Here is a 23,083-nt window from a genome sequence, read left to right on the forward strand (position 1 = left end):
CGGCAAATTCACACACGTGTCAGCACGTTGTCCCAGGGTGCCGGCTCCTGTTTAAAGGAGGCTGGTTGGGGCAATCGGACGCGTGGAGGACTAACCCGAAGCTAAAAGGTAAATATCATGGCTCAGGTAAATATGCGTGACCTGCTCAAGGCAGGTGCTCACTTCGGTCACCAGACTCGCTACTGGAACCCGAAAATGTCGAAGTTCATCTTCGGCGCCCGTAACAAGATTCATATCATCAACCTGGAGCAGACTGTTCCGGCCATGAATGAAGCGCTGAACTTCATTCAGTCTCTGGCTGAGAACAAGAACAAGATCCTGTTTGTTGGTACCAAGCGCGCGGCTTCCAAGATCATCAAGGAAGAAGCTCAGCGTTCCGGTCAGCCGTACGTTAACCATCGCTGGTTGGGTGGTATGCTGACCAACTACAAGACCATCCGTCAGTCTATCCGTCGCTACCGTGATCTGGAAGCCCAGAGCCAGGACGGTACTTTCGACAAGCTGACCAAGAAAGAAGCCCTTGAGCGTACCCGTGAGATGGATAAGCTCGAGCGCTCCATCGGTGGTATCAAGGATATGGGTGGCCTGCCGGATGCCCTGTTCGTTATCGACGTAGACCACGAGCGTATCGCCATCAAGGAAGCCAACAAGCTGGGTATTCCTGTTATCGGTGTTGTTGATACCAACAGCGATCCCGATGGTGTTGATTACGTAATCCCGGGTAACGATGACGCCATCCGCGCTATCCAGATCTACGTGAAAGCCGTTGCCGATACCTGTCTGGAAGCTTCCCAGTCTGCCGGCGCTGGCGCTGACGAGTTTGTTGAAGTCAGCGAAGATGCTGCAGGCGCTGCTCCGGCCGCCGAGTAACATCCAGGCTTAACGTTTGAGTTGTAAGGTATGCCCGCCTGTATATGCGGGTATACCTCCCCACCGAATTCGGAAAAGACAAGAGGATTGAACATGGCTGCAATTACCGCTGCAATGGTCAAAGAGCTGCGTGAGCGTACTGGCCTTGGCATGATGGAGTGCAAAAAAGCACTGGTTGAAGCTGAAGGCAATGTTGAAACTGCGATTGAAGAGCTGCGCAAGTCTTCCGGTCTGAAAGCCGCCAAGAAGGCCGGCCGTACTGCCGCTGAAGGCGTGTCTCTGGTCAAGGTGTCTGACGACAACACCGTGGCCTTCATTCTGGAAGTGAACTCCGAAACTGACTTCGTTGCTCGCGACGACAACTTCATGAACTTCGCCAACGACGTTCTGAATGTTGCCTTCGAGAAGGGCGAAACTGACGTTGCCAAGCTGATGGAAGGCGACCTGGAAGCCAAGCGTGAGGCGCTGGTTCAGAAGATCGGTGAAAACATCACCGTTCGTCGCATCATCAAGGTTGAAGGCCCGGTTGTGGGTGGTTACGTGCACAGCAACAACAAGATCGCTTCCGTTGTTGCCCTGACTGCAGGTAACGAAGAGCTGGCTCGCGATATCGCCATGCACGTTGCTGCTGTTAACCCGCGCGTTGGCAAGCCTGACGACATGCCGGCTGAAGAGCTGGAAAAAGAGAAAGAGATCATCAAGGCCCAGCCGGATATGGAAGGCAAGCCTGCTGAGATCGTTGAAAAGATGATGGGTGGCCGCATCAAGAAGTTCCTGGCTGAAAACAGCCTGGTTGAGCAGCCGTTCGTCAAGAACCCGGACCAGAAAGTGGGTGACCTGATCAAGTCGGCCGGTGGCGACCTGGTTGGTTTCATTCGCCTGGAAGTGGGTGAAGGCATCGAGAAAGAAGAAGTGGATTTTGCTGCTGAAGTGGCTGCTGCCGCTGGCACAGGCAAGGCCTGATTCCTCTTCGAGGCACTGCCGTGCAATATGGCAGTGCCACCTGAGTCTGCCACGTCAGCCGGGTTCGCCCGGCTTTCGTGGCGGGCTTGTATCTGAGATACCCCTTTTTTGAGGAGTATGTCAGATACAAGCCTGCAACGGGTTTGCGCCGGATAGCCAACAGACGAGAAGGGGACCACCATGCCGACATCTTCGAAAAACCAGCCCAGATACAAGCGTGTTCTGCTCAAGCTCAGTGGCGAAGCCCTGATGGGAGAGCACGATTTCGGTATTGATCCCAAAGTTCTTGATCGTATGGCCCTGGAAATCGGTGCCCTTATTGGCATTGGTGTTCAAGTGGGGCTGGTCATTGGCGGTGGCAACCTGTTTCGCGGTGCAGCCCTCAATGCGGCAGGCCTTGATCGCGTGACTGGAGATCACATGGGGATGCTGGCCACGGTCATGAACGGCCTGGCCATGCGTGATGCGCTGGAGCGCTCGAACATCCGTACCCGCGTGATGTCTGCTATCCCCATGAGCGGTATTGTTGAGCATTATGACCGTCGCCGTGCGGTGCGGGATCTCAAGGAAGGTGATGTGGTCATCTTCAGTGCGGGTACCGGCAACCCGTTCTTCACCACGGACTCTGCAGCCTGCCTGCGTGGCATTGAAATTGAAGCTGACGCTGTTCTGAAGGCAACCAAGGTAGATGGCGTTTACTCGGCCGATCCCCATCTTGATCCTACCGCAGTAAAATACGACCACCTGACCTATGATGAGGTTCTGGACAAGAAACTGGGCGTGATGGATCTCACGGCCATCTGCCTGGCGCGGGATCACGGTATGCCGCTGCGGGTCTTCGACATGAACCGCCCCGGTGTGCTCACGCGCATTGTGACCGGGGAACGGGAAGGCACATTGATTGAATGAATAAGGCTGCCGGCGCCTGAAGTGCCGGCTTCCTGCATGGAACCAGACGAACGAATTGAGGAAGCTGACGTGATTAACGACATCAAAGCTGAAGCCGAAAAGAAAATGAAAAAGAGCCTGGAAGCTCTGCACTCGGCTTTCAATAAAATCCGTACCGGACGTGCCCATCCGGCGATCCTGGACAGCGTAATGGTGAACTACTACGGTCAGGAAACACCGCTGAAGCAGGTGGCCAGCGTGAACGTGGAAGACAACCGGACGTTGACCGTTGCGCCCTGGGAAAAGAATCTGGTGCCCACGATTGAAAAGGCGATCATGACGTCTGACCTTGGCCTGAATCCGGCCACCAGCGGCGACATCATCCGCGTGCCCATGCCGATGCTGACCGAGGAGACCCGTAAAGAAATGGTCAAGCAGGCAAAGGCGGATGCGGAGCACGGTCGGGTGTCTATTCGTAATGCTCGTCGCGATGCCAACCACATGATCAAAGAGCTGGTAAAGGAAAAGGAAATCAGCGAAGACGATCAGCACCGTGGCGAAGATGAAATTCAGAAGCTCACCGACAAATACATCGCCGAAGTTGAAAAGATGTTGAAGTCGAAGGAAGAGGACCTGATGGCGGTTTAAGCGCCCGGGTTCATACAGGAGCAGGATCAGCGGCGGGGGAGTCCCGCCGCACAGAGGATTTCATGACGGCAAAAGTTACCGCAGAAATTCCGGTGGCAGCAGATAACTGCCCCCGGCATGTCGCCATTATCATGGATGGCAATAACCGCTGGGCCAAAGCGCACCGGCTTAAGGGAGTGGCGGGCCACAAGGCCGGGGTGGATGCGGTCAAGGCGGTGGTGGAAACCTGCGCCAAAGAGGGCGTGGAGGTATTGACCCTGTTTGCCTTTTCCAGCGAGAACTGGCGCCGGCCCAAGGATGAAGTCTCCGCTCTTATGCGTCTGTTCCTGATCGCATTGGAGCGGGAAGTCCGTAAACTACATCGCAACAATATCCGCCTACGGATTATCGGTGATCGTTCAGCCTTCAATCCAGCGCTCCAGGAACATATGGAGAAAGCCGAGGCCCTGACCCGTGACAATACCCGTATGACGGTGGTGATTGCGGCCAATTACGGTGGGCATTGGGACATAACCCAGGCGACCCGTAAGGTGGCGGAGCAAGTGAAGGCGGGTCAGCTGGAACCGTCAGATATCACCGATGACCTGATCCAGGAGCACTTGAGCATCGGTGATCTTCCCATGCCGGATCTCCTTATCCGGACAGCAGGCGAACAGCGCATCAGCAATTTCCTGTTATGGCACCTGGCCTACACCGAATTCTACTTTTCCGAGGTGTTCTGGCCGGATTTCAAGCGCGAGCAAATGCTCAAGGCGCTTGATGCCTATGCCCATCGACAGCGCCGTTTCGGTCAGACCGACGACCAGATTGCTGCTCGCGCTGCACAACAATAACGACCAAGCGACCAATACCGTGCTTAAAACCCGAATCATTACCGCACTCATCCTGGCGCCGATTGCAATCGGTGGTATTTTTTTCCTTCCGCCTCTGGGGTTCGCCCTGTTTACCGGCGCCATCATCGCGTTAGGGGCCTGGGAATGGGCCAATATGTCCGGAATCGAAAGCCAGCCCGGACGCGTCGGGTATGCACTGGTTATGGCGGCGCTTCTCTATGCCCTGGGTGACCTGCCAGCATTGTTGGTGCTTTGGCTGGCGATTGCGTGGTGGCTGGTTTGTTTCTGGCTGGTCAGACGGTATCCCGCCGGATCCGAGCGCTGGGGCGCTATCCCGGTCAGGGCACTGATGGGGTTCATGGTGCTGGTGCCCGCGTGGGTGGGCCTGAATCACCTTCGCAATGGCGGCTTCCAGTTTGGCGACGTGGCCAACAATCTGGTCGTTATTCTGTATATTTTTCTGGTGGTGTGGGTGGCTGATATCGGCGCCTATTTTGCCGGCCGCGCCTTTGGTAAAGCCAAGCTGGCGCCTCGCGTCAGTCCCGGCAAATCCTGGGCTGGCGTATGGGGAGGATTGGCTGCAGTGGCCTTACTCGCCATTGTGGCCAGCCTCCTGGCCAACGCAGGTGTCGCGGAAGCCATGCTGCTGGTGGTGGCAAGTCTGGTGACCGGTTTTGTCTCGGTTCTTGGCGATTTACTTGAAAGCATGCTGAAGCGCTTTCGAGGCATCAAGGACAGCAGTCAGCTGCTGCCCGGGCATGGCGGCATTATGGATCGTATCGACAGCCTCACTGCGGCCATTCCGGTATTTGCCCTGATGATTACTCTGTTGGGCTGGTTGACCGCCGGCCAGGTCGTGGCATGACGAAACGCTCGATTACGGTTCTTGGCGCAACCGGCTCCATCGGCTTGAGTACCCTGGATGTTATTCGCAGGCATCCGGACCGCTTTTCAGTGTATGCCCTGACCGCAGGAAGCCGGGCGGATGAATTAGCAACCCTGTGCCGTGAATTTCGACCGGCCGTTGCGGTGATGGCCGATTCAGAAGCTGCTGAACGCCTGAAGGCGCTGTTGGCGGATATGCCCGAGACCCGAGTGCTGGCGGGAGAAACGGGGCTCTGTGAGGTGGCGGCTTCAGCGGAGTCGGACACCGTGATGGCTGCCATTGTCGGCGCTGCCGGCCTGGCGCCAACGCTGGCCGCAGTCCGGGCCGGCAAACGCGTTCTTCTTGCCAACAAAGAAGCGTTGGTGATGTCCGGCAAACTGTTTATGGACGCGGTTGAGCGCCACGGGGCCGAGCTGCTGCCCATTGACTCCGAGCATAACGCCATTTTTCAGTGTATGCCGGCGGACAAGGTGCGAGACCCTCATGGGGCGGGTATTACCCGTATCCTTCTGACCGCCTCCGGCGGACCTTTCCGGGAGTCTGCGGCTGAGGACTTACGGGCGGTGACGCCGGCCCAGGCCTGCGCCCATCCTAACTGGTCAATGGGCCAGAAGATTTCTGTGGACTCTGCAACCCTGATGAACAAGGGCCTGGAGTTGATTGAAGCCTGCTGGCTGTTCAATACCACGCCGGCAAACGTGCAGGTTCATGTCCACCCCGAAAGCATCATTCACTCCATGGTTGAATATGCCGACGGCTCGGTGCTTGCCCAGTTGGGAAGCCCGGATATGCGTACACCCATTGCCAATGGCCTGGCCTGGCCTGAGCGTATTGAGGCTGGTGTTGCGCCCCTGGATTTGTTCGCCATTGGCCGTTTTCACTTTGAGCGCCCGGATTTGGAGCGTTTCCCCTGTTTGCGCCTTGCGGCCGAAGCCTTTGCTGCAGGCGGTACAGCGCCAGCGGTACTCAATGCGGCGAACGAGGTTGCAGTGGCGGCGTTTCTGGAAGGCCGGCTGTGCTTTGCCGATATCCCCGTTATTATAGAGCGAACCCTGACGGCCACAGACGTTGTGCCAGCGGACAGCTTTGACACTATTTTCGCGAAAGATGCCGAGGCTCGCAGCCGGGCCAGGGAACAGATCAGCCTGCTGGCTGTCTGACGTCCCTGGGCCTGACAGGCCGCTCATTCAGCCATAAACCGGAACGTCTATGCAGATCATTCAAACCGTACTGGCACTGGCGCTTACCCTCGGAATTCTGGTAACGCTGCACGAATACGGCCATTTCTGGGTGGCACGCCGATTCGGTGTGAAGGTGCTTCGTTTTTCAGTGGGGTTCGGCAAGCCTCTGTTTTCGTGGTATGACCGTCACGGAACCGAATATGCGGTAGCGGCTATCCCCCTGGGGGGATACGTGAAAATGCTGGATGAGCGGGAAGGCCCGGTACCGGAAGAGCTACGTGATCAGGCGTTTACCTCGAAACCTCCTTCCCAGCGCATCGCCATTGCGGCTGCCGGCCCAATTGCCAATTTTCTGTTCGCGATTCTCGCTTACTGGGTGTTGAGTGTTGTTGGCGTTACCACCGTCGCTCCGGTGGTTGGCGAGGTGGCCCAGGGCAGCGTTGCGGAACGGGCAGGGCTGGAAAGCGGGATGGAAATCCATACCGTTGACGGCCATAGGGTGACCTCCTGGCGAGACGTCAACATGCGGCTGCTCGAGAGGGCGGGGGAGTACGGTCAGGTTTCGCTGGAGATTTCCCGGGATGGTTCCAGGGGCACTGTGGCGGGTCCATTGGACGGCTGGCGCCTGAGTGATGATACTCCGAACCCGCTGGCGGAATTCGGGATATCCCCCTGGCGTCCGGATGTGCCCGCGGTGCTGGGTGAGGTGACTGCCGATGGTCGGGCAAATGCGGCCGGGCTGCAAGGCGGTGACCGCATATTGGCTGTTGATGGCGAGCCGGTACCGGACTGGTTTGCTCTGGTGGAGCATATTCGGAATGCCCCGGAACAGACTCTGGAACTGACCATCGAGCGCTCTGGCGATGAATTGAATGTTCCGGTAACACCTGCTTCGAGAACGCTTGAGGATGGTCAGGTCGTTGGTTTCGTAGGTGCCGGCGTAAGCGCAGTGAACTGGCCTGATGAACTGTTGCGGGAGGTCCGCTACGGGCCGTTGGCGGCGATACCGAATGCTGTGAATGAAACCTGGGCCGACACCCGCCTGACACTGGTGGCGATTAAAAAGATGGTCACCGGGCTGCTGTCTCCGACCAATCTCAGTGGACCGATTACCATTGCCCGGGTTGCCGAGGCGAGTGTCAGCTCGGGGTTCGAAGACTTTGTGCGCTTTCTGGCATATCTGAGTGTCAGTCTTGGCGTGCTTAACCTGCTCCCCGTTCCGGTTCTGGATGGTGGGCACATTGTGTACTACACCATCGAAGCCATTCGCCGGAAGCCACTTTCCGAGCAGGCCCAGGCCTTTGGATTACGAATCGGTATGGCTTTGATACTGACTTTAATGGTGTTTGCTCTTTACAACGACCTGATGCGGTTGTGAGAATTGCGGGCTCCTTACCGCACATTAACCAGGCGAAATAACTGAATGAGACGTTCCCTTCTAGCTGTAGCCGTTGGCCTAGCAATTACCGCAACCGGTATAAAGCCAGCGCTGGCGGATGAATTCACGGTTGCGGATATCGAGGTAGAGGGCCTTCAGCGGGTTTCAGCGGGTTCTGTGTTTTCGGCTTTTCCGGTGAACATCGGCGAGCGTATGGACGAGACCCGGTTGGCCGACGCCATCAAGGATCTGTTCCGGACCGGATTGTTTACGGATATTCAGGCCAGTCGTGATGAGGGTGTGCTGATTCTGTCGGTGCGTGAACGCCCGTCGATTTCCTCCATTGAGATCGAGGGTAACAAGAATATCGAAACCGAGATGCTGATGGATGCCCTGGCCGGTGCGGGCCTGGAGGAAGGTCAGGTATTTCGGCGTGCTACCCTGGAGAAACTGGAACTGGAGATCCTTCGCTCCTACATCGCCCAGGGCCGCTACAACGCAAGGGTAAAAGCCACCGCGGAAGAGTTACCCAGGAACCGTGTTGCCATTCGCCTGGACATCAACGAGGGTTCTGTCGCTGCCATTCAGCACATCAATATTGTTGGGAACGAAGATTTCAGTGATGAAGAACTCATCGGCCTCTTCGAGTTGCGTACCAGTAGCTGGTGGAACTCGCTGACCAACAAAGATAAATACGCCCGGGAACGTCTGAGCGGGGATCTGGAGTCTCTGCGTTCGTTTTATCTTGATCGGGGCTATCTGGACTTCAACGTTGAATCCAGCCAGGTGTCCATCTCGCCGGACAAGCAGGAAGTCTTTATCGCCATCGCCGTTAATGAAGGCCCCCAATACACCATCTCCGACATTCGCTTGCGCGGTGAGCTGATTGTCGGTGAGGAAGAGCTACGGAAATTCATTCCGGTTAAAGAAGGCGATGTATTCTCCCGTGCACAGATGACGGCGATTTCCGAAGCGCTCTCGTTCCGGCTCGGCCGCGAAGGCTATGCGTTTGCCAACGTCAATGCGGTACCGGAGCCGGGTGAAGACAATACAGCTGCGGTTACCTTCTTCGTGGAGCCCGGCAAACGGGCCTATGTACGCCGGGTGAACTTCGACGGCAACGTGTCCACTAAGGATGAGGTGCTGCGCCAGGAGATGACCCAGATGGAGGGCGGGGTAGCCTCGTCCGACCGCATCGAGTTCTCCAAGACCCGTCTTGAGCGCCTGGGTTACTTCCAGACTGTTGATGTTGAAACGGTCCCGGTACCCGGCACCGATGACCTGGTCGATGTGAACTACAGCGTGCAGGAACAACCAACGGGCAGCTTGTCCGCATCGGTGGGTTTCTCGCAAAACTCGGGCGTGATTCTGGGCGCGTCTGTGTCCGAGAATAATTTCTTCGGTACCGGCAAGCGTGTCTCGTTTGGTGTGAACTTCAGTGATTCGGTAAAGAGCGCCAACGTTTCCTACCTGGATCCATACTACACGGTGGATGGGGTAAGCCGGGGCTTCAGTTTATTTGCCCGTGAAACCGATTACGAGGAAGAAGACATTTCCTCTTACCTGCTCGATGAGTACGGTGGCCGGGTAACGTTCGGGTATCCGACAGATTCCATTACGCGGTTGAATTTCGGTGCTGGCGTTACCCAATCAAACATTAAGCCGGGTGTATTCTCAGCCCAGGAAGTTCGCGATTTTATCGCCGACGAAGGGGATTCGTTCACCAATTACTTCCTGTTTGGTAGCTGGCGGCGGAGTACTCTCAACCGAGGTGTACTGCCAACCAAGGGTTACAGTCATTCCCTGTCGCTGGATGTCGCTGTTCCAGGCAGTGACCTGACCTTCTACAAGGCGACCCACAAAACGGATTTCTATTTCCCGCTGACGGATTCCGCCAACTGGGTCTTCAGAGCGCGATCGGAGATCGGGTATGGGGACGGCTACGGTGACCGCAGTCAGATGCCGTTCTTCGAGCATTTCTATTCCGGGGGCTATGGCTCTGTTCGGGGATATGAAGCAAACTCTTTGGGTAACAAGGCGGAGCGTGCAGCAGGCGACTTCTCGGATCCCGATCCGTTCGGTGGTAACGTTCTGACAGAAGGCGGGCTGGAGTTGATCTTCCCGACGCCTTTTGCAGGAGATTCGCGTTCGATGCGCACGTCGTTCTTTGTCGATGCCGGTCAGGTGTTTGATACCGAAAGAGGTTTTGACCCTGAGTTGGGTGAGGTACGGACTTCAGCTGGTATCAGTTTCCAGTGGATCACCGCGGTAGGTCCCTTGGCTTTCAGTCTGGCCAAGCCGCTGAACGATAAATCCGGTGACGATACCCAGGTCTTCCAGTTCTCACTGGGGCAGACGTTCTGACCGGGCTATAAAAAAAGAAAGAATGAAACAAAGGAGAAGATTGATGACCCGTTTGATGACTATCCTTGCCGCCGCTCTCATGGCCTTCTCGGCCCAGGTGGCGGCGGAGACCCGTATTGGTGTGGTGGATCTGCGCCAGGCCCTGTTCTCTTCCAATGATGCCCAGGCCTTCAGCGAAAAACTCCAGCAGGATTTTGCCGGCGACGAAGCCCAGGTGCGTGAAGCTCAGGAGGCCGCTCGCAAGTTAAAGGATCGGCTGGAGAAGGACGGCGCCATGATGAACGAGAGCGAGCGTAATCAGTTGGCCGCCGAGTTTCAGGAAAAGGTAAAGGAGTTTAATTTCCTCAAGCAGCGCCTCGACGCCACCGTTAACCAGCGCAAGCAGCAGTTTCTGGAAGGTGCGCGCCCTGAGGTGGACGCCGCTGTGAAGGAACTCCTGGAAGAAAATGACCTTGATCTGATTCTGCCCAGCGAAGCGGTGGTTTACGTTAAGCCGGAGATGAATCTGACCACACAACTGCTTGAAAAACTGAACCAGTGATGTAGAAAGGGGCTCCCCGGCCCCTGTGTTTGGAGAAAACGATGACACAGAAGTCCTATCGGCTGCAGGAGATTGCCGAGGCATTGGGAGCGAGCCTCCGGGGAGACCCCGATATCCGTATTACCGGGCTTGCCACCTTGCAGGCGGCGGTTCCGGGCCAGATCAGTTTTCTGGCAAATCCCTCCTATGCCAAATACCTGAAAGATACCCGGGCGTCAGCGGTGATTGTGTCCTCGGCTGCGGCGGATGATGTTCCGACCAATGTCCTGTTACTGGACAATCCCTACCTGGGCTATGCTCACCTCAGTCATTGGTTTGATCCGGCTCCCAAGGCTTCCCCGGGCATTCATCCAACTGCCGTGGTTGATGAGTCTGCCAGTATTCCTGAATCTGCATCCATAGGCCCGCATGTTGTGATTGAGGCCGGGGTTTGTATTGGTGAGCGCGTAGCGATCGGTGCAGGTGGTTTTGTCGGTGCGAGAGCGAGTATCGGGGACGACAGTATCCTTCGGCCCCGGGTCACGCTTGCACATGATGTGGTAGTCGGTAAGCGCTGTCACATTCTCAGTGGTGCGGTGGTTGGTTCCGACGGCTTCGGCTTTGCCAACGAAAAAGGCGTCTGGCACCGCATCGCGCAGCTTGGTGCCGTGGTGCTGGGCGATGACGTGGAGGTTGGCGCCAATACCACCATAGACCGTGGCGCCCTGGACGACACCACAATAGGCAACGGCGTAAAGCTGGACAACCTGATTCAGATTGCCCACAACGTACAGATTGGTGATCACAGCGCAATGGCGGCGAAAGTCGGAATTGCAGGTAGCACCCGGATTGGCAATCACTGCGTGTTTGGTGGCGCCTCTGGCGTGGCTGGTCACCTTGAAATAGCCGACCAGGTTCACCTCACCGGCATGACCCTGGTAACCGGTGATATTCGTGAATCGGGGGTCTACTCCTCCGGCACCAGTGCGGATACCAATCGCCAATGGCGGAAAAATGCCGTCCGTTTTCGTCAACTGGATGCTCTGGCGCGACGGATCAAAGAACTGGAAAAGAAATTAGAGGGCTGAGGCCGATCAAGATGATGCACATCGATGAAATTCTGGAGTACCTGCCGCACCGTTACCCCTTTTTGCTGGTGGATCGGGTGACTGAGGTCGAAAAAGGGAAGTCGATCAAGGGGTACAAGAATGTATCGTTCAATGAGCCCTTTTTTACCGGTCACTTTCCGGACAATCCGATTATGCCGGGTGTCCTGATTATTGAAGCCATGGCGCAACTGTCGGGGATTCTTGGTTTTGTGACTGTGGAACGGAAACCGTCGGACGGCGTGGTACAATATCTGGCTGGATCCAGTAAAGCGCGTTTCAAGCGCCCCGTTTTACCGGGTGATCGCTTGGATATGGAGTCTGAGTTTATCTCTGGCAAGCGCGGTATCTGGAAGTTTGATTGCCGTGCCCTCGTAGATGGCGAGGTAGTATGCGTGGCAGAAATACTTACCGCTGAGAGAGAAGTTTGATGGCGACAAATGACTGGTCGGGTGTCCATCCTCAAGCGATTGTGGACCCGTCAGCCAAACTGGCGGATAACGTGACGGTTGGCCCCTGGAGCTATATTGGTCCGGGGGTGGAGATTGGTGAAGGCACCGAGATTCTCTCTCACGTGGTCATCAAGGGGCCGACGGTAATTGGCCGTAACAACCGAATCTTCCAGTTCTCCAGCATCGGCGAAGAGTGCCAGGACAAGAAATACGCTGGTGAGCCGACCACGCTGGTCATTGGTGATGACAATGTTATCCGCGAGAATTGCACTATTCATCGTGGCACCATTCAGGACCGGGGTGAGACCAGGATCGGTAATGGCAATTTGCTGATGGCTTATGTGCACGTGGCTCACGACTGTATTGTCGGCAACCATACCATTCTGGCCAACTGTGCCACGCTGGCAGGGCATGTATCGGTAGGAGATCATGCCATTCTGGGCGGCGGTACGATGGTGCATCAGTTCTGCCATATCGGGCCCCACAGCATGGCTGCCGGGGGCAGTATCGTGCTCAAGGATATTCCCGCCTATGTCATGGCCAGCGGCCAGTCTGCCCAACCTCATGGAATGAATGTGGAAGGGCTGAAGCGTCGTGGTTTTGCCAAGGATACGCTCCTGAGTCTCCGCAGAGCCTATAAGGTGGTCTACCGCCAGGGTCTGACGACGGAGCAGGCCATCGAAGAGCTTGAGCGCAACTTTGCCGATGTCCCTGAGGTTCTCCCGCTGATTGACTCGCTCAAGGGAGCGGATCGCGGCATCATCCGTTAAGCCAGCCGGAGGCCGCTGGTGACACAGCTAAAGGCCAATTCGGCCACATTCTCAGGGCGAACCATCGCCATCATTGCCGGCGAGGCATCGGGAGATATTCTCGGTGCCGGACTGATTCGTGCGCTACGAAAGCGTTACCCGAAGGCTCGTTTTGTCGGCATCGGCGGTGATGAAATGATCGCTGAGGGTTTTCACTCGCTGGTGCCAATGGAACGGCTTTCCGTGATGGGTCTGGTGGAAGTGCTTGGCCGGATCCGTGAGCTGTTCAGTATCCGTGCGCGCTTGCTGGATTATCTGTTTACTACCCCTCCGGATGTTGTGATTGGAATCGATTCACCGGATTTTACGTTGGCCATCGAACGTCGGTGCCGGGAAGCAGGCATTCCCTCTGCACACTACGTGAGTCCTTCAGTTTGGGCCTGGCGCCAGAAGCGTATCTTCAAGATTGCCAAGTCTGTCGACCTTATGCTGACGTTGTTCCCCTTTGAGGCCCGGTTTTATGAGGAGCACCATGTGCCCGTGTCGTTTGTGGGGCACCCCCTGGCTGACAGGATAGCGCTGGAACCGGATACTCTGGCTGCGCGTGAGAGCCTCGGTCTTGAGGTGGACAAACCCGTGCTGGCGGTATTGCCGGGTAGTCGGGGTGGTGAGGTTGAGCGCCTCGGCACTCTGTTTATCGAGGCGTCCCGTTGGCTCCAGGCTCGTCGCCCGGATCTGCAGCTGGTTATTCCCTGCGTCAATCGGGACCGTGAGCGGCAGGTGCGTGATCTGGTTGAATCCCTGGAGGTGAGCTTGCCGGTCACGCTGGTTCGTGGTCGGTCGAGGGATGTGATGGCTGCCAGCGATGTGGTGCTGCTGGCATCAGGTACCGCGACACTGGAGGCGATGTTACTGAAAAAACCGATGGTGGTAGGTTACCGGCTCAGCGATTTCAGTTACAAGATATTGTCCAGGTTGGTCAAGGTTCCCTGGGTGGCGCTTCCTAATTTGTTGGCCCAGGAGCAGCTGGTGCCCGAGTTGTTACAGGACGACGCAACGCCGGAGAAGTTGGGGGCGGCGGTTCTGGAAAGGCTGGAAAACGAACAGGAACGCGACAGGCTGCACCAGGCGTTTCTGGAGTTGCACCAGGTGCTGCGCCAGGGCGCCGACGAACGTGCGGCGGCAGCGGTGTCTGAGCTGCTGGAGTCTCGAAGCTGATGGTGGCCAAGGCACTTCCTCCTTTTCAGTGTTCCTATCGCGGCTCGCTATTGGCGGGTGTGGACGAAGTGGGGCGTGGCCCGCTCATCGGGGCGGTTGTGACGGCCGCTGTGATTCTTGATCCAGTGCGGCCTATCCCCGGGCTGGCGGATTCCAAAAAGCTTACCGAAAAGAAACGCCTGCGATTATATGACGATATTCTGGAAAACGCGGCTGCCTGGAGCCTGGGCCGATGCGAGGCCAGTGAAATCGACGAGCTGAACATTTACCAGGCGACAATGCTGGCCATGAAGCGTGCCGTTGAGGGGCTCTCGATAGCCCCGGAGTACGTTCTTGTGGACGGGAACCGTTGCCCGAAGTGGCGCTGGCCATCCGAGCCCGTGATCAAAGGTGATAGTCGGGTTGAGGCGATCAGTGCTGCCTCCATCCTGGCAAAGGTGACGCGAGATCGCGAGATGGAGGCGCTGGATGTCCGGTTTCCGGGTTTTGGGCTCGCCCAGCACAAAGGGTACCCCACGCCTGTGCATCTCGAGGCGCTCAATCGCCTTGGGGTGACCCCGGAGCATCGCCGATCCTTTCGGCCGGTAAAAATGGCGCTGGATGCCGTCGGGGTTTATGGAGGTTCGTCCGCGTCTGTTCAGGAGTTGAACTATCCTGCCGATTTATTTGAAAATATCGATTGACAGGGTGCGGGGCCGGCGGTAGTATACGCGCCACGTTGACAGGGGCAACCCAGTTAACAAACAGTTTGATGCGGGGTGGAGCAGTCTGGTAGCTCGTCGGGCTCATAACCCGAAGGTCGTTGGTTCGAATCCAGCCCCCGCTACCATATAAAAGAAAGGCAGATCAGTAACTTACTGGTCTGCCTTTTTTGCGTTTGGGGTGGCAGAAATTCCCTGTGACGTATATGTGACATATATGTGCCAATCCTTGTGACACGCCATTTGGGTGTTCAGGTGAGAATGACCGTAAGTCTGTTGGTGTCACACTCGAAAATCCACGCAGTTAAAATCTTGTTTTAGCTTATCCTCGGCAAATCCATCCCGGTAATTGCCGACCGCACTTTTCTTTATTACCTACTCGTCCTTCTGAAATTCCAGCAAATCGCTGACTTCGCATTTGAACAGCGTGCAGAGTTTGTCGAGCGCTTCGAGATCGATGCGCTGAGCGGTTTCTTTATAAAGCAGTGTCACGGTATTCCGGTTTAAACCAGTCTCTCGAGCTACGTCCACAATCTTCATCTTGTGCTCGCCCATGAGTCGGGCCAGGTGGCATCGAATCATTCTAAAATCATCCTTAATAAATAAATGTCATCCAGAATGGCAAAAAGTGCTTGCAAATGTACTTTTGTTGCCTAAAATGTCATTTAGGATGACATTCTGATATGGGGAATGTCTTTTGTTGATCTAGCGTAGCGCAACAGAAGGAACAATTCGATGGAAAATTCCTACACCTACCTGACTACTGAAGAACTCGCAGGACGCATTAAGTACGACTGCAGAACCATTCGCCAGTGCCTGAAAGACACCGTTTTGCTTGAGGGAAAACACTACATCAAGCCCTTTGGCCGTCGAAAGATTCTTTTCCTCTGGGAAGAGGTTGAAAAGGAAATGCTGGTTACTGCCCGTGAACATGAACACTTGGCGATTCCGATGGCTAGCGGGGTGGTTTGCCATGGGTAAGGTCAGATCACGTAAAGAAACGGGCCGGCTGTATCTCGACTTCATGTACGCGGGTCATCGCTGTCGTGAGCAAACAGCGCTGAAAGATACGCCAGCAAACCGTAAGAGGGTACAGGCGCTGCTGCAGAAGGTCGAAGCCAAGATCCTTCTTGGCGACTTTAACTATGCAGAGTATTTCCCAGACAGTGGTAATCTTAAGAAAATTGAACAAAAAGGTGGGGGCTCCCAGGCTGCGGCCGGCTCTGGCGATCTCGATACTCCGCTTTTCATAGACTTCGCCGACCAATGGTTCCTGGAATCCAAAATTCAGTGGCGGAACTCTCACACCCGTAACGTGGAATCCATTTTAGAGAGTTCCTTGAAGCCTGCCTTCAAAACCAAGCGGGTCAGAGAGATCACCAAGGCGGATATTCTTGCGGCCCGCAACAAGATGGCCCGGCGCAAGGGCAGGGGCGCGAGTGGTTTGATGGCGCCCAAGACCATCAATAGTCATATGACAATCCTGAGGATGATCCTGACCGAAGCGGCGGAACGTTACGACTTCACGAACCCTTATCTCAATATCAAGCCGCTGAAACAGCAGAAGGTCCATATCGAGCCGTTTTCCATGATGGAAGTGGAGACCATCCTCAATTGTGTGCGAGAGGACTACCGCAACTACTACCTGGTGCGGTTTTACACCGGCATGCGCACGGGAGAGGTGGATGGCCTCAAGTGGGAGCATGTGGACTTTGAGCGCCGCGAGATTTTGGTTCGCGAAACCCTGATCCACGGCAAGACGGAATACACCAAAACGGACGGCTCCCAACGGGAGATTCCCATGTTTGGTCCGGTTTACGACGCACTGAAGGCCCAGTACGAGGCTACCGGCAAGCTCAGTAAATTCGTGTTTTGCAATCGGCTGGGAGAGCCGTTGGATCATAATAATGTGACTAAGCGTGTTTGGTATCCGCTGCTAGAGCACCTCAGGCTCAAGAAGCGCCGGCCCTACCAGACGCGACACACGGCGGCGACGTTGCTTCTTGCCGCCGGGGAAAACCCGGAATGGGTTGCCCGCACGCTGGGCCACTCGTCCACCGAAATGCTGTTCAAAGTGTATTCCCGGTATATCCCGAACCTGACACGTATGGATGGCAGTGCCTTTGAACGCCTGATCCAGAGCCGTGTGATCGACAACGATAAGGAGGTTGGCGATGAAACTGAATGATCTGCGCCCGTTAACGCAAGAAACCTTCAGGGGCACCTACCGCCTTACCGGTCGCATCGCCTGTTTCGATGACGAAGGTATTCCATACCTGAAGCTGCGCCTGAGCAGTTGTGCCAGCGATATGGTGGTGCTGGCAGTCATTGGCTCTATCGTGATTCCAGAACACTTGGGTCACATGGATCTGGTGGTCGTCAAAGGGCAGGTGTGTGTCGGTCCGGAGGACAGCGAGGTGCTGCTGACTGAAATCCGACGCCCGCTACAGGCGGATGTTGCCCGCTTGCCGGCACTGCAAACTCTGCCGCGCACCTTCTGCCCGAAACCGGAAGCACTGGATCAGTTGATCGCGGCAGTCCGCTCTCTGGAGTGCGACTACTTGCAGGTCTTCATCAAACGGGTGCTGGAGCGCCGGGATCGGCTGGAGGTGTTCCTCAAGGCGCCAGCCAGCAAGAAATACCATCACAACGATCCTGGCGGTTTGCTGGCGCACTCTCTGGAGGTGGCGCAGAACGTGTTGCGAATGGCACAGATAAACGAGCCGGAGATGCCGCGATCTCTTCAGGAGCTTGGCTTCGTCGCTGGCCTGTTGCACGACATCGGCAAGACCTACACCTATGATATGTACGGTAAACCCACGGCGGCTGCACGACTGTGTGACCACGCCGATCTCACCCTGGAAGCCTGTGCTTTGGGTTTGGCTTATCTCGATAAAGTGGATTCGGGCGCAGCACTGGCCCTAAGGCACATCTGGACCTGCGCCTCGCCGGGTGCTCGCTATGGCAATGCTCCCGCCATGACTCTTGCCCGTTACGTTCGGGATGCCGATGCCCAGAGTGCCATGGCCGACAATCAGCGTAAGGCTTACCGGAAACGCCAGCCTGCTGGCTTTGGCCGACTTGGAAACAACGTGTACTGGAGGCCGTCAATCGAGGCCCATGGATGAGGCAATGAATCAACAGGCTGAGGGGTGTGAGCACAGTGTGGCCACACCCCTTTTTCGTAGTGTGGCAACCGAAAAATGCTCAGATGAACAGACAGGTATTTCCTGCTGAACGGTGATAAGGTCTGATAAAAGCCCAGAGTGAAAGATATGCTGAAGACTTATTACCTTCACGGTTTCGCCAGCCGGTTTGATACCACCAGTGAAAAACTCAAAACCCTCGCCAAGCTGGGCCCGGTGTATGGTCACGACATTGACTACACCCAAGGTTCGGAAGACGTTATTGAAGAGAGCTTGGACAAGCTGATGCAAGTGAACCCGGACCTTCTGGTTGGAACCTCGATGGGGGGATGGCTGGCGGGCATTCTGGGAGCCGAATCCGGCATTCCGTTTGTTGCCATCAATCCAGTGACGGATCCTGCTCACATGCTCAAACCTTGGATAGGGCAGGGTTTAGATCATCAGGGGCAGGCCTATCAACTGGCGGACGAAGTGGTTTCTAGCTACTACCCATTCACCCACTATGGCAGCGGGTTAGTGCTGCTGGATAAGGGGGATGAACTGCTTCCGTGGAATGACACCGTCAGGGTGCTTGGAGACTATTTTCCGGTTCATAGCTTTGAGGGCGGCAGCCACCGGTTTGAACACATGGAGCAAGCTTTGAGGCTGATTCGGGAGCATGTGAAGGATTAAAACCAGGATTGGATAAAGGACGAACCGAAACCATGAACTATGACACTCTCAAACAGCGTCACCGTAACGAACGAGCAGGCTATTCCTCTAATCTCAGCCTGCGAGTTCACCGGTCTCTGAGTTGGTTAAAGCGAGCAGAGCAACTTGACGATCCAGACAGCCAGTTCATCTTTCTGTGGATTGCTTTCAACGCGGCCTATGCCACAGAGATCAACGAAGAATACCGGACGACGGAGAAAACAGCCTTCCGTGGATTTCTAAAGAAGTTATCCGATCTTGATGCGGATAAACAGCTGGATGGACTGACCTGGACAGAATTCCCCCGAAGTATTCGGGTGCTGCTCGGTAATCGCTTTGTGTTTCAGCCGTTCTGGGATTATCAAAACGGAAAACTCAGCGAGGATGAGTGGCAGGATCAGTTTGCCCGGGCAAAAGTCGCTGCCCAATCAGCCTTGGGTTCCGAGGATACCGCGACGGTGCTGGGCATTGCGCTTAGCCGAATTTACACACTGCGAAACCAGTTGATACATGGCGGTGCTACTTGGGGTAGCAAGGTGAACCGCGACCAAATTCGTGACTGCGTCGGTCTGATGAGCAAACTGGTTCCCATCATCCTGACAATTATGATGGATCACCCCGAGACGCTTTGGGGCGATGCCTGTTATCCAGTTGTGAAGGATTAAAGCTAATAAGGGGGGAGCTAACGGCAAGCTGAGGGTTTCTCCCTCGGTTTCGGGACAACCGAATGCGTCAGAGCACGACCAATCACATAACCGGCTGCCACACCCACCAGCGCCGTCACTGGCCCGATCAGGCCGCCCACTAAGCCGCCAACAAACATCAGTATTACGCTTTTCATACAGACTCCTCCCGCCTTCCTGGCAGCTGCACTATTCCGAGTATAGGGCATTGTGCCCAATGATGGGTTGACCCGCTGATATTGTCTCTCCAAAATACTGTATATTCAACCAGTATCAGGTGTAAAGCATGTCCTGCATTCTGCTTGGCGACTACCAATCCGTCTCACGGCTAAATATCCCAATGTTTCTGGAGCGGGTCTCCGCTGGCTTTCCGTCACCAGCGGAAGATTACGTTGAGAAAACCATCGACCTGAACGAGCTGTGCATTCAGCATCCTGCCGCCACGTTTTTCGTGCGGGTTCAGGGAGAATCCATGATCGACGCCGGCATCTATCCCGGCGATGTGCTGGTGGTGGATCGATCGCTCATAGCAAAGCATGGCGATATCATCATCGCCAGTCTGGAGAGTGAGATGACGGTGAAGCAATTGCACGTGACGCCTCCGCCCGTTCGCCTCCTTCCACGAAATTCGGCGTACCAGCCCATCACCATTGAGGGCGATATGGTGATGGAAGTGTTTGGGGTGGTGACCAATGTGATCCGTTCTTTGAAGCGGGGAGGGCCGGGATGATGTCTGTATGTCTGAGGGAGACCAAGGTGCAATGAAGCAGCCTGTATTGGCGCTGGTAGACTGCAATAATTTCTACGCCTCCTGTGAGAAGCTATTCCGTCCGGATCTGCGCAACACGCCTGTGGTTGTGCTATCCAACAACGACGGCTGCGTGGTCGCCCGCTCGAAAGAAGCCAAGGCACTGGGGATCAAGATGTTTTGTACCACAGACAATGTAACTTGCCTGTTGCAGTCTTAAACCACCCTTTTATACTGAATAAAAATACAGTATTGGAGATTCGAGGGTGGAGTTCCTTCTTGCTACGTCAGAGTTTGAAATCAGGGGCCACTGCTATGAAGGGTTCCCGATTCTTCTCAAAGCCAATCATGATGTGTTTGTCGAAGGAATGGAATTTCTCGTTCATCACTGCTTAAAACGTGGAAGTGTGCAAAGCCGAGGTAGCTGGGAAACGTTTGGAAGAGATCTGTGTGATTATTTCGAGTTCATCGAAGCCAATGGGTTTGATTGGAGAGAGCTTGATCACCGAAATCACGAAACTCTGTTAGCCCTGTATCGGGACATTTCCTTTGATCGATTTAACCTCAATGCCTCAACCGTCAATCGACGACTTCATCTAGTAATCAAGTTCTATCAATTTGCTCTCAAGCAAGGTTGGGTAAGCACACTGCCTTACGACCTTGAGACAGTGAGAGTGAGGCAGACAAAGGGTTTCCTGACACACAAAGATACCTCCGGGGGATATGCAGTAAAGCCGGATGTGCTGCTGAAAACCACGCCAACCAGGATCAAAGTCCTCAACAAAGAGCAGGTCGATGAGCTGCTCAAAACTATCAAGAACAAAACTCTCCGATTGATCGTTCGGTTGGCATTGCTGACGGGTTTGCGAAAAGAAGAGCTGCTGACGTTTCCAGTTACCTCTGTGTCGGCACCTCAGTCGGTCTCGGCCCGGAGTCATGTGAAGGTTGAGCTAGATCCCCAACAGATGAAAACCAAGGGAGACGTTCCACGGACGATCCATGTGCCTATTTCATTGATGGCGGATCTCTGGGATTACCTGATCCACGAACGTCATGAGACGATTAGACAGCGCGGGACGCACCCGAAGACGCTCTTTGTCACGGCAAAGGGAAAACCCTGGAGTATTCGGACCTCACTCAACAATCAACTGAACAGACTGGACTTATCGTTTGCCTGTCATCCCCATGTACTGCGTCATACCTATGCGACACACACCCTGAAATCGCTGATGACCCGCAAAAGCAATACGTTCAATCCGTTGCTCTATGTGAGAGATCGACTGGGGCACAGTAGCATCGTGACCACCGAAAAATACCTGCACTTTCTGGATGATATCGAAGACGATCTGCGCACCAGCTATCAGGAGGAAATTGAGGACACGGCCAGGGAGGTAGCCTGCGCATGAAAAAAGACTTTACGTTGGTGAGCCAGGAAACTGGGGTGCAGGACGCCGGCAAATCCACGAGTGCGGCGAAGGTCAGTATCGTCGATCAGATGATACCCTCAAATCCGGCAAACACCGTGGTTTCTTTTCCCGAAAGTGCCTCCTCTATAAGAACCGCTGACTTCGGGCCGTTTTACGGTCAGGGCTATGACGACATCACTGCGGCCTGTCAAAGTGCGATTGAAAAGCTGGTTGCTGAGAGCTTGGAGACGAAGGGTAACTCCCTGGCGGTTACAACCGTTGTAGGTTACTGGCTGTACGGTTTTCGCAAAGCTACGCCGTTTCTTTCTTTGCTTCATACAGCCAGTGGCAAAAACCTCTCCATGGGGGACCTGAACACCCATACAATCAATCAGTTCGTGCAGTACCTGAGAAACGAGCCCATCGGATACGTCACGCAAAAGAGCTATTACACGAAGGCCATAGCCCTGCTCAGAGCCTGTTATCGTTTCGGCTTTTGGCCGGAAGTGGATATTAAAACGGTGTGGCCAGCCAACCCCTTTCCGAACTCCAACAAGCGTTCCAAAGGTCAGAAAGCGCTCAGCAAGAACGAGAAACGCCGGGTGGTCAAAGCCCTGCGAAAAGAAATGGAACGGATCGTGGCACACTCTGATCCGCTAGACAGCTATGATCTGGCGGTGTGTGTGCTTTCCATCGCATTGTCTACGGGTATGAATCGTACGCCCATTCTGGAGCTGGTGACGGACTGTGTGCAGCCCCACCCGTTAAAGTCCAACCTACGGCTTCTGGTGAGCTTTAAGCGCCGTGGAAATGCCACTCAGGTTGTCGCCTTGAGAAAATCCGAGGAAGTGTCCGAGATGGCCAGTATCCATTTGTATGCGGCTGATGCAATTGATCTGATCGTTGAGCGAAACGCGAGCATCCGAGGCCAGTTCAGTGACCCGAATCGCTTGCTGGTTTATGAATCCATGAGCAAGCGTTGTCAGCGGAAACCAACCCGACTGACCAAGAATATGCTTACAGAAAGAGTCAACAGGCTTGTTGATGAACACCAGCTCCAGACCGACGATGGCAGGCCGCTCAAACTGAATATTAGTCGATTGAGACAAACGCTCCTGAACCGCGTCTGGGAAATGTCCGGGCAAGACCCTTTGGCGACGGCCAGAACAGGCCGACACGCCATCTCAACAGGGAACGCTCATTATTGGGAGGCTCCTCCGGAGGCCGAAAAGAATATGCGGTTCTTGGGCGAGGTCCGCGTTCAAGAACTTCTCGGCGCATCCACCATCATCGCCAGTGATCGGACCCCCGTGGCGTCCTGCCAGGATATGCGGCGGGGGCATCGCGCTCCAAAAAACGGTGAGCCCTGTCAGGACTATTTAGGATGCTTCCGGTGCAAGAGCTTTGTCGTCACCGGCGATGACCTCTATCGCCTGTTCAGCTTCTACTGGGCCGCCCTGCGAAACTACCACAGCTTTGGTGGCAAGCGCTGGACCAAATACCTGAAGCAAGTCGTTCGGCTGATCGATGAAGAGATTGCGCCCCACTTTGATGAGACTCAGGTGAACGAGCAGCGCGAAAAAGCGAAGACGAATCCACACCCCTTCTGGCGAGACCTGAGCATGGCGAGGATGGCGATATGAGCATGGTATC

Annotated in this window: 26 protein-coding genes and 1 tRNA gene; 25 read left to right on the plus strand and 2 right to left on the minus strand. The window is 55.2% G+C overall.

Features of this window, described 5'->3' with window-relative positions; translation table 11 throughout:
- Positions 1–117 precede the first annotated feature (117 nt).
- From rpsB to Q669_RS05690, 16 genes are all read left to right on the plus strand, one after another.
- Positions 118–870, plus strand: a complete 753-nt coding sequence (gene rpsB, locus Q669_RS05615; RefSeq protein ID WP_011786007.1) for a 30S ribosomal protein S2 — start codon at positions 118–120, stop codon at positions 868–870.
- Between the two features lie 93 nt (positions 871–963).
- A complete protein-coding gene (tsf, locus tag Q669_RS05620; protein ID WP_014421998.1) occupies positions 964–1,833 on the plus strand; it encodes a translation elongation factor Ts in 870 nt (289 codons plus the stop codon).
- Positions 1,834–2,013: 180 nt separating this feature from the next.
- Positions 2,014–2,742: a UMP kinase gene (gene pyrH / locus Q669_RS05625; protein ID WP_011786005.1), complete on the plus strand. Its 729-nt coding sequence runs from the start codon at positions 2,014–2,016 to the stop codon at positions 2,740–2,742.
- A 69-nt stretch (positions 2,743–2,811) separates the two neighbouring features.
- On the plus strand, positions 2,812–3,369 hold the full coding sequence (gene frr, locus Q669_RS05630; protein WP_031210096.1) for a ribosome recycling factor: 558 nt from the start codon (positions 2,812–2,814) through the stop codon (positions 3,367–3,369).
- Between the two features lie 62 nt (positions 3,370–3,431).
- Positions 3,432–4,202: a polyprenyl diphosphate synthase gene (gene uppS / locus Q669_RS05635; protein ID WP_022991545.1), complete on the plus strand. Its 771-nt coding sequence runs from the start codon at positions 3,432–3,434 to the stop codon at positions 4,200–4,202.
- 19 nt (positions 4,203–4,221) lie between these two features.
- Positions 4,222–5,067, plus strand: coding sequence for a phosphatidate cytidylyltransferase (locus tag Q669_RS05640; RefSeq protein ID WP_036148938.1), 846 nt, complete (start codon positions 4,222–4,224; stop codon positions 5,065–5,067).
- Positions 5,064–6,248 carry a 1-deoxy-D-xylulose-5-phosphate reductoisomerase gene (ispC, locus tag Q669_RS05645; RefSeq protein WP_022991547.1) on the plus strand — a complete coding sequence of 395 codons (1,185 nt, stop codon included), beginning with the start codon at positions 5,064–5,066 and terminating at the stop codon, positions 6,246–6,248. Before Q669_RS05640 ends, ispC begins: the two co-directional genes overlap by 4 nt.
- 49 nt (positions 6,249–6,297) lie before the next feature.
- Positions 6,298–7,647 (plus strand): RIP metalloprotease RseP, encoded by a 1,350-nt coding sequence (gene rseP / locus Q669_RS05650; protein ID WP_022991548.1) that lies wholly within the window; start codon positions 6,298–6,300, stop codon positions 7,645–7,647.
- Positions 7,648–7,692: 45 nt separating this feature from the next.
- Positions 7,693–10,011 carry an outer membrane protein assembly factor BamA gene (bamA, locus tag Q669_RS05655; protein ID WP_022991549.1) on the plus strand — a complete coding sequence of 773 codons (2,319 nt, stop codon included), beginning with the start codon at positions 7,693–7,695 and terminating at the stop codon, positions 10,009–10,011.
- Between the two features lie 43 nt (positions 10,012–10,054).
- The gene (locus tag Q669_RS05660) at positions 10,055–10,552 is read left to right on the plus strand and encodes an OmpH family outer membrane protein (RefSeq protein WP_014421992.1); all 498 of its coding nucleotides are present in this window, start codon (positions 10,055–10,057) and stop codon (positions 10,550–10,552) included.
- Positions 10,553–10,593: 41 nt separating this feature from the next.
- Positions 10,594–11,619, plus strand: a complete 1,026-nt coding sequence (lpxD, locus tag Q669_RS05665; protein WP_011785997.1) for a UDP-3-O-(3-hydroxymyristoyl)glucosamine N-acyltransferase — start codon at positions 10,594–10,596, stop codon at positions 11,617–11,619.
- A gap of 11 nt (positions 11,620–11,630) precedes the next feature.
- Positions 11,631–12,068 (plus strand): 3-hydroxyacyl-ACP dehydratase FabZ, encoded by a 438-nt coding sequence (fabZ, locus tag Q669_RS05670; RefSeq protein ID WP_011785996.1) that lies wholly within the window; start codon positions 11,631–11,633, stop codon positions 12,066–12,068.
- Positions 12,068–12,859, plus strand: a complete 792-nt coding sequence (gene lpxA, locus Q669_RS05675; protein WP_011785995.1) for an acyl-ACP--UDP-N-acetylglucosamine O-acyltransferase — start codon at positions 12,068–12,070, stop codon at positions 12,857–12,859. The genes fabZ and lpxA overlap by 1 nt, the downstream gene beginning before the upstream one ends.
- Before the next feature lie 18 nt (positions 12,860–12,877).
- Complete coding sequence (gene lpxB, locus Q669_RS05680) at positions 12,878–14,056, plus strand: lipid-A-disaccharide synthase (protein ID WP_022991550.1); 1,179 nt, start codon at positions 12,878–12,880, stop codon at positions 14,054–14,056.
- A complete protein-coding gene (rnhB, locus tag Q669_RS05685) occupies positions 14,056–14,739 on the plus strand; it encodes a ribonuclease HII (protein WP_022991551.1) in 684 nt (227 codons plus the stop codon). Before lpxB ends, rnhB begins: the two co-directional genes overlap by 1 nt.
- A gap of 69 nt (positions 14,740–14,808) precedes the next feature.
- A tRNA-Met gene (locus Q669_RS05690) sits at positions 14,809–14,885 on the plus strand.
- Between the two features lie 247 nt (positions 14,886–15,132).
- On the opposite strand, the gene Q669_RS05695 is transcribed toward Q669_RS05690, so the two are convergent.
- The gene (locus Q669_RS05695) at positions 15,133–15,339 is read right to left on the minus strand and encodes a helix-turn-helix domain-containing protein (RefSeq protein ID WP_022991552.1); all 207 of its coding nucleotides are present in this window, start codon (positions 15,337–15,339) and stop codon (positions 15,133–15,135) included.
- A 153-nt stretch (positions 15,340–15,492) separates the two neighbouring features.
- Here Q669_RS05695 and Q669_RS05700 point away from each other — a divergent pair, with 153 nt between their 5' ends.
- The 5 genes from Q669_RS05700 to Q669_RS05720 all read left to right on the plus strand — a co-directional run bounded on the left by Q669_RS05700 (position 15,493) and on the right by Q669_RS05720 (position 19,258).
- A complete protein-coding gene (locus Q669_RS05700) occupies positions 15,493–15,738 on the plus strand; it encodes a hypothetical protein (protein WP_022991553.1) in 246 nt (81 codons plus the stop codon).
- Positions 15,731–16,945 carry an Arm DNA-binding domain-containing protein gene (locus Q669_RS05705; protein WP_022991554.1) on the plus strand — a complete coding sequence of 405 codons (1,215 nt, stop codon included), beginning with the start codon at positions 15,731–15,733 and terminating at the stop codon, positions 16,943–16,945. Before Q669_RS05700 ends, Q669_RS05705 begins: the two co-directional genes overlap by 8 nt.
- Positions 16,932–17,885: a TraI domain-containing protein gene (locus tag Q669_RS05710; protein ID WP_022991555.1), complete on the plus strand. Its 954-nt coding sequence runs from the start codon at positions 16,932–16,934 to the stop codon at positions 17,883–17,885. The genes Q669_RS05705 and Q669_RS05710 overlap by 14 nt, the downstream gene beginning before the upstream one ends.
- 147 nt (positions 17,886–18,032) lie before the next feature.
- Positions 18,033–18,575, plus strand: a complete 543-nt coding sequence (locus Q669_RS05715) for a YqiA/YcfP family alpha/beta fold hydrolase (RefSeq protein WP_022991556.1) — start codon at positions 18,033–18,035, stop codon at positions 18,573–18,575.
- Between the two features lie 32 nt (positions 18,576–18,607).
- The gene (locus Q669_RS05720) at positions 18,608–19,258 is read left to right on the plus strand and encodes a HEPN domain-containing protein (protein ID WP_036148940.1); all 651 of its coding nucleotides are present in this window, start codon (positions 18,608–18,610) and stop codon (positions 19,256–19,258) included.
- 17 nt (positions 19,259–19,275) lie between these two features.
- Here Q669_RS05720 and Q669_RS19625 read toward each other — a convergent pair whose 3' ends face one another.
- Positions 19,276–19,434, minus strand: a complete 159-nt coding sequence (locus Q669_RS19625; RefSeq protein ID WP_022991558.1) for a hypothetical protein — start codon at positions 19,432–19,434, stop codon at positions 19,276–19,278.
- Between the two features lie 128 nt (positions 19,435–19,562).
- Between Q669_RS19625 and Q669_RS05725 the strand changes: the two genes are divergently transcribed.
- The 4 genes from Q669_RS05725 to Q669_RS05740 are packed head-to-tail and all read left to right on the plus strand — an operon-like array spanning position 19,563 to position 23,073.
- On the plus strand, positions 19,563–20,006 hold the full coding sequence (locus tag Q669_RS05725) for a LexA family protein (protein WP_022991559.1): 444 nt from the start codon (positions 19,563–19,565) through the stop codon (positions 20,004–20,006).
- A gap of 31 nt (positions 20,007–20,037) precedes the next feature.
- Positions 20,038–20,244 (plus strand): hypothetical protein, encoded by a 207-nt coding sequence (locus Q669_RS05730; protein WP_022991560.1) that lies wholly within the window; start codon positions 20,038–20,040, stop codon positions 20,242–20,244.
- Between the two features lie 46 nt (positions 20,245–20,290).
- Positions 20,291–21,430, plus strand: coding sequence for a tyrosine-type recombinase/integrase (locus tag Q669_RS05735; protein ID WP_022991561.1), 1,140 nt, complete (start codon positions 20,291–20,293; stop codon positions 21,428–21,430).
- Positions 21,427–23,073, plus strand: coding sequence for a hypothetical protein (locus Q669_RS05740; RefSeq protein WP_011784718.1), 1,647 nt, complete (start codon positions 21,427–21,429; stop codon positions 23,071–23,073). Before Q669_RS05735 ends, Q669_RS05740 begins: the two co-directional genes overlap by 4 nt.
- Positions 23,074–23,083: the final 10 nt, after the last annotated feature.

It is taken from the genome of Marinobacter sp. C1S70 (assembly GCF_000475355.1).
GTDB lineage: Bacteria > Pseudomonadota > Gammaproteobacteria > Pseudomonadales > Oleiphilaceae > Marinobacter > Marinobacter nauticus.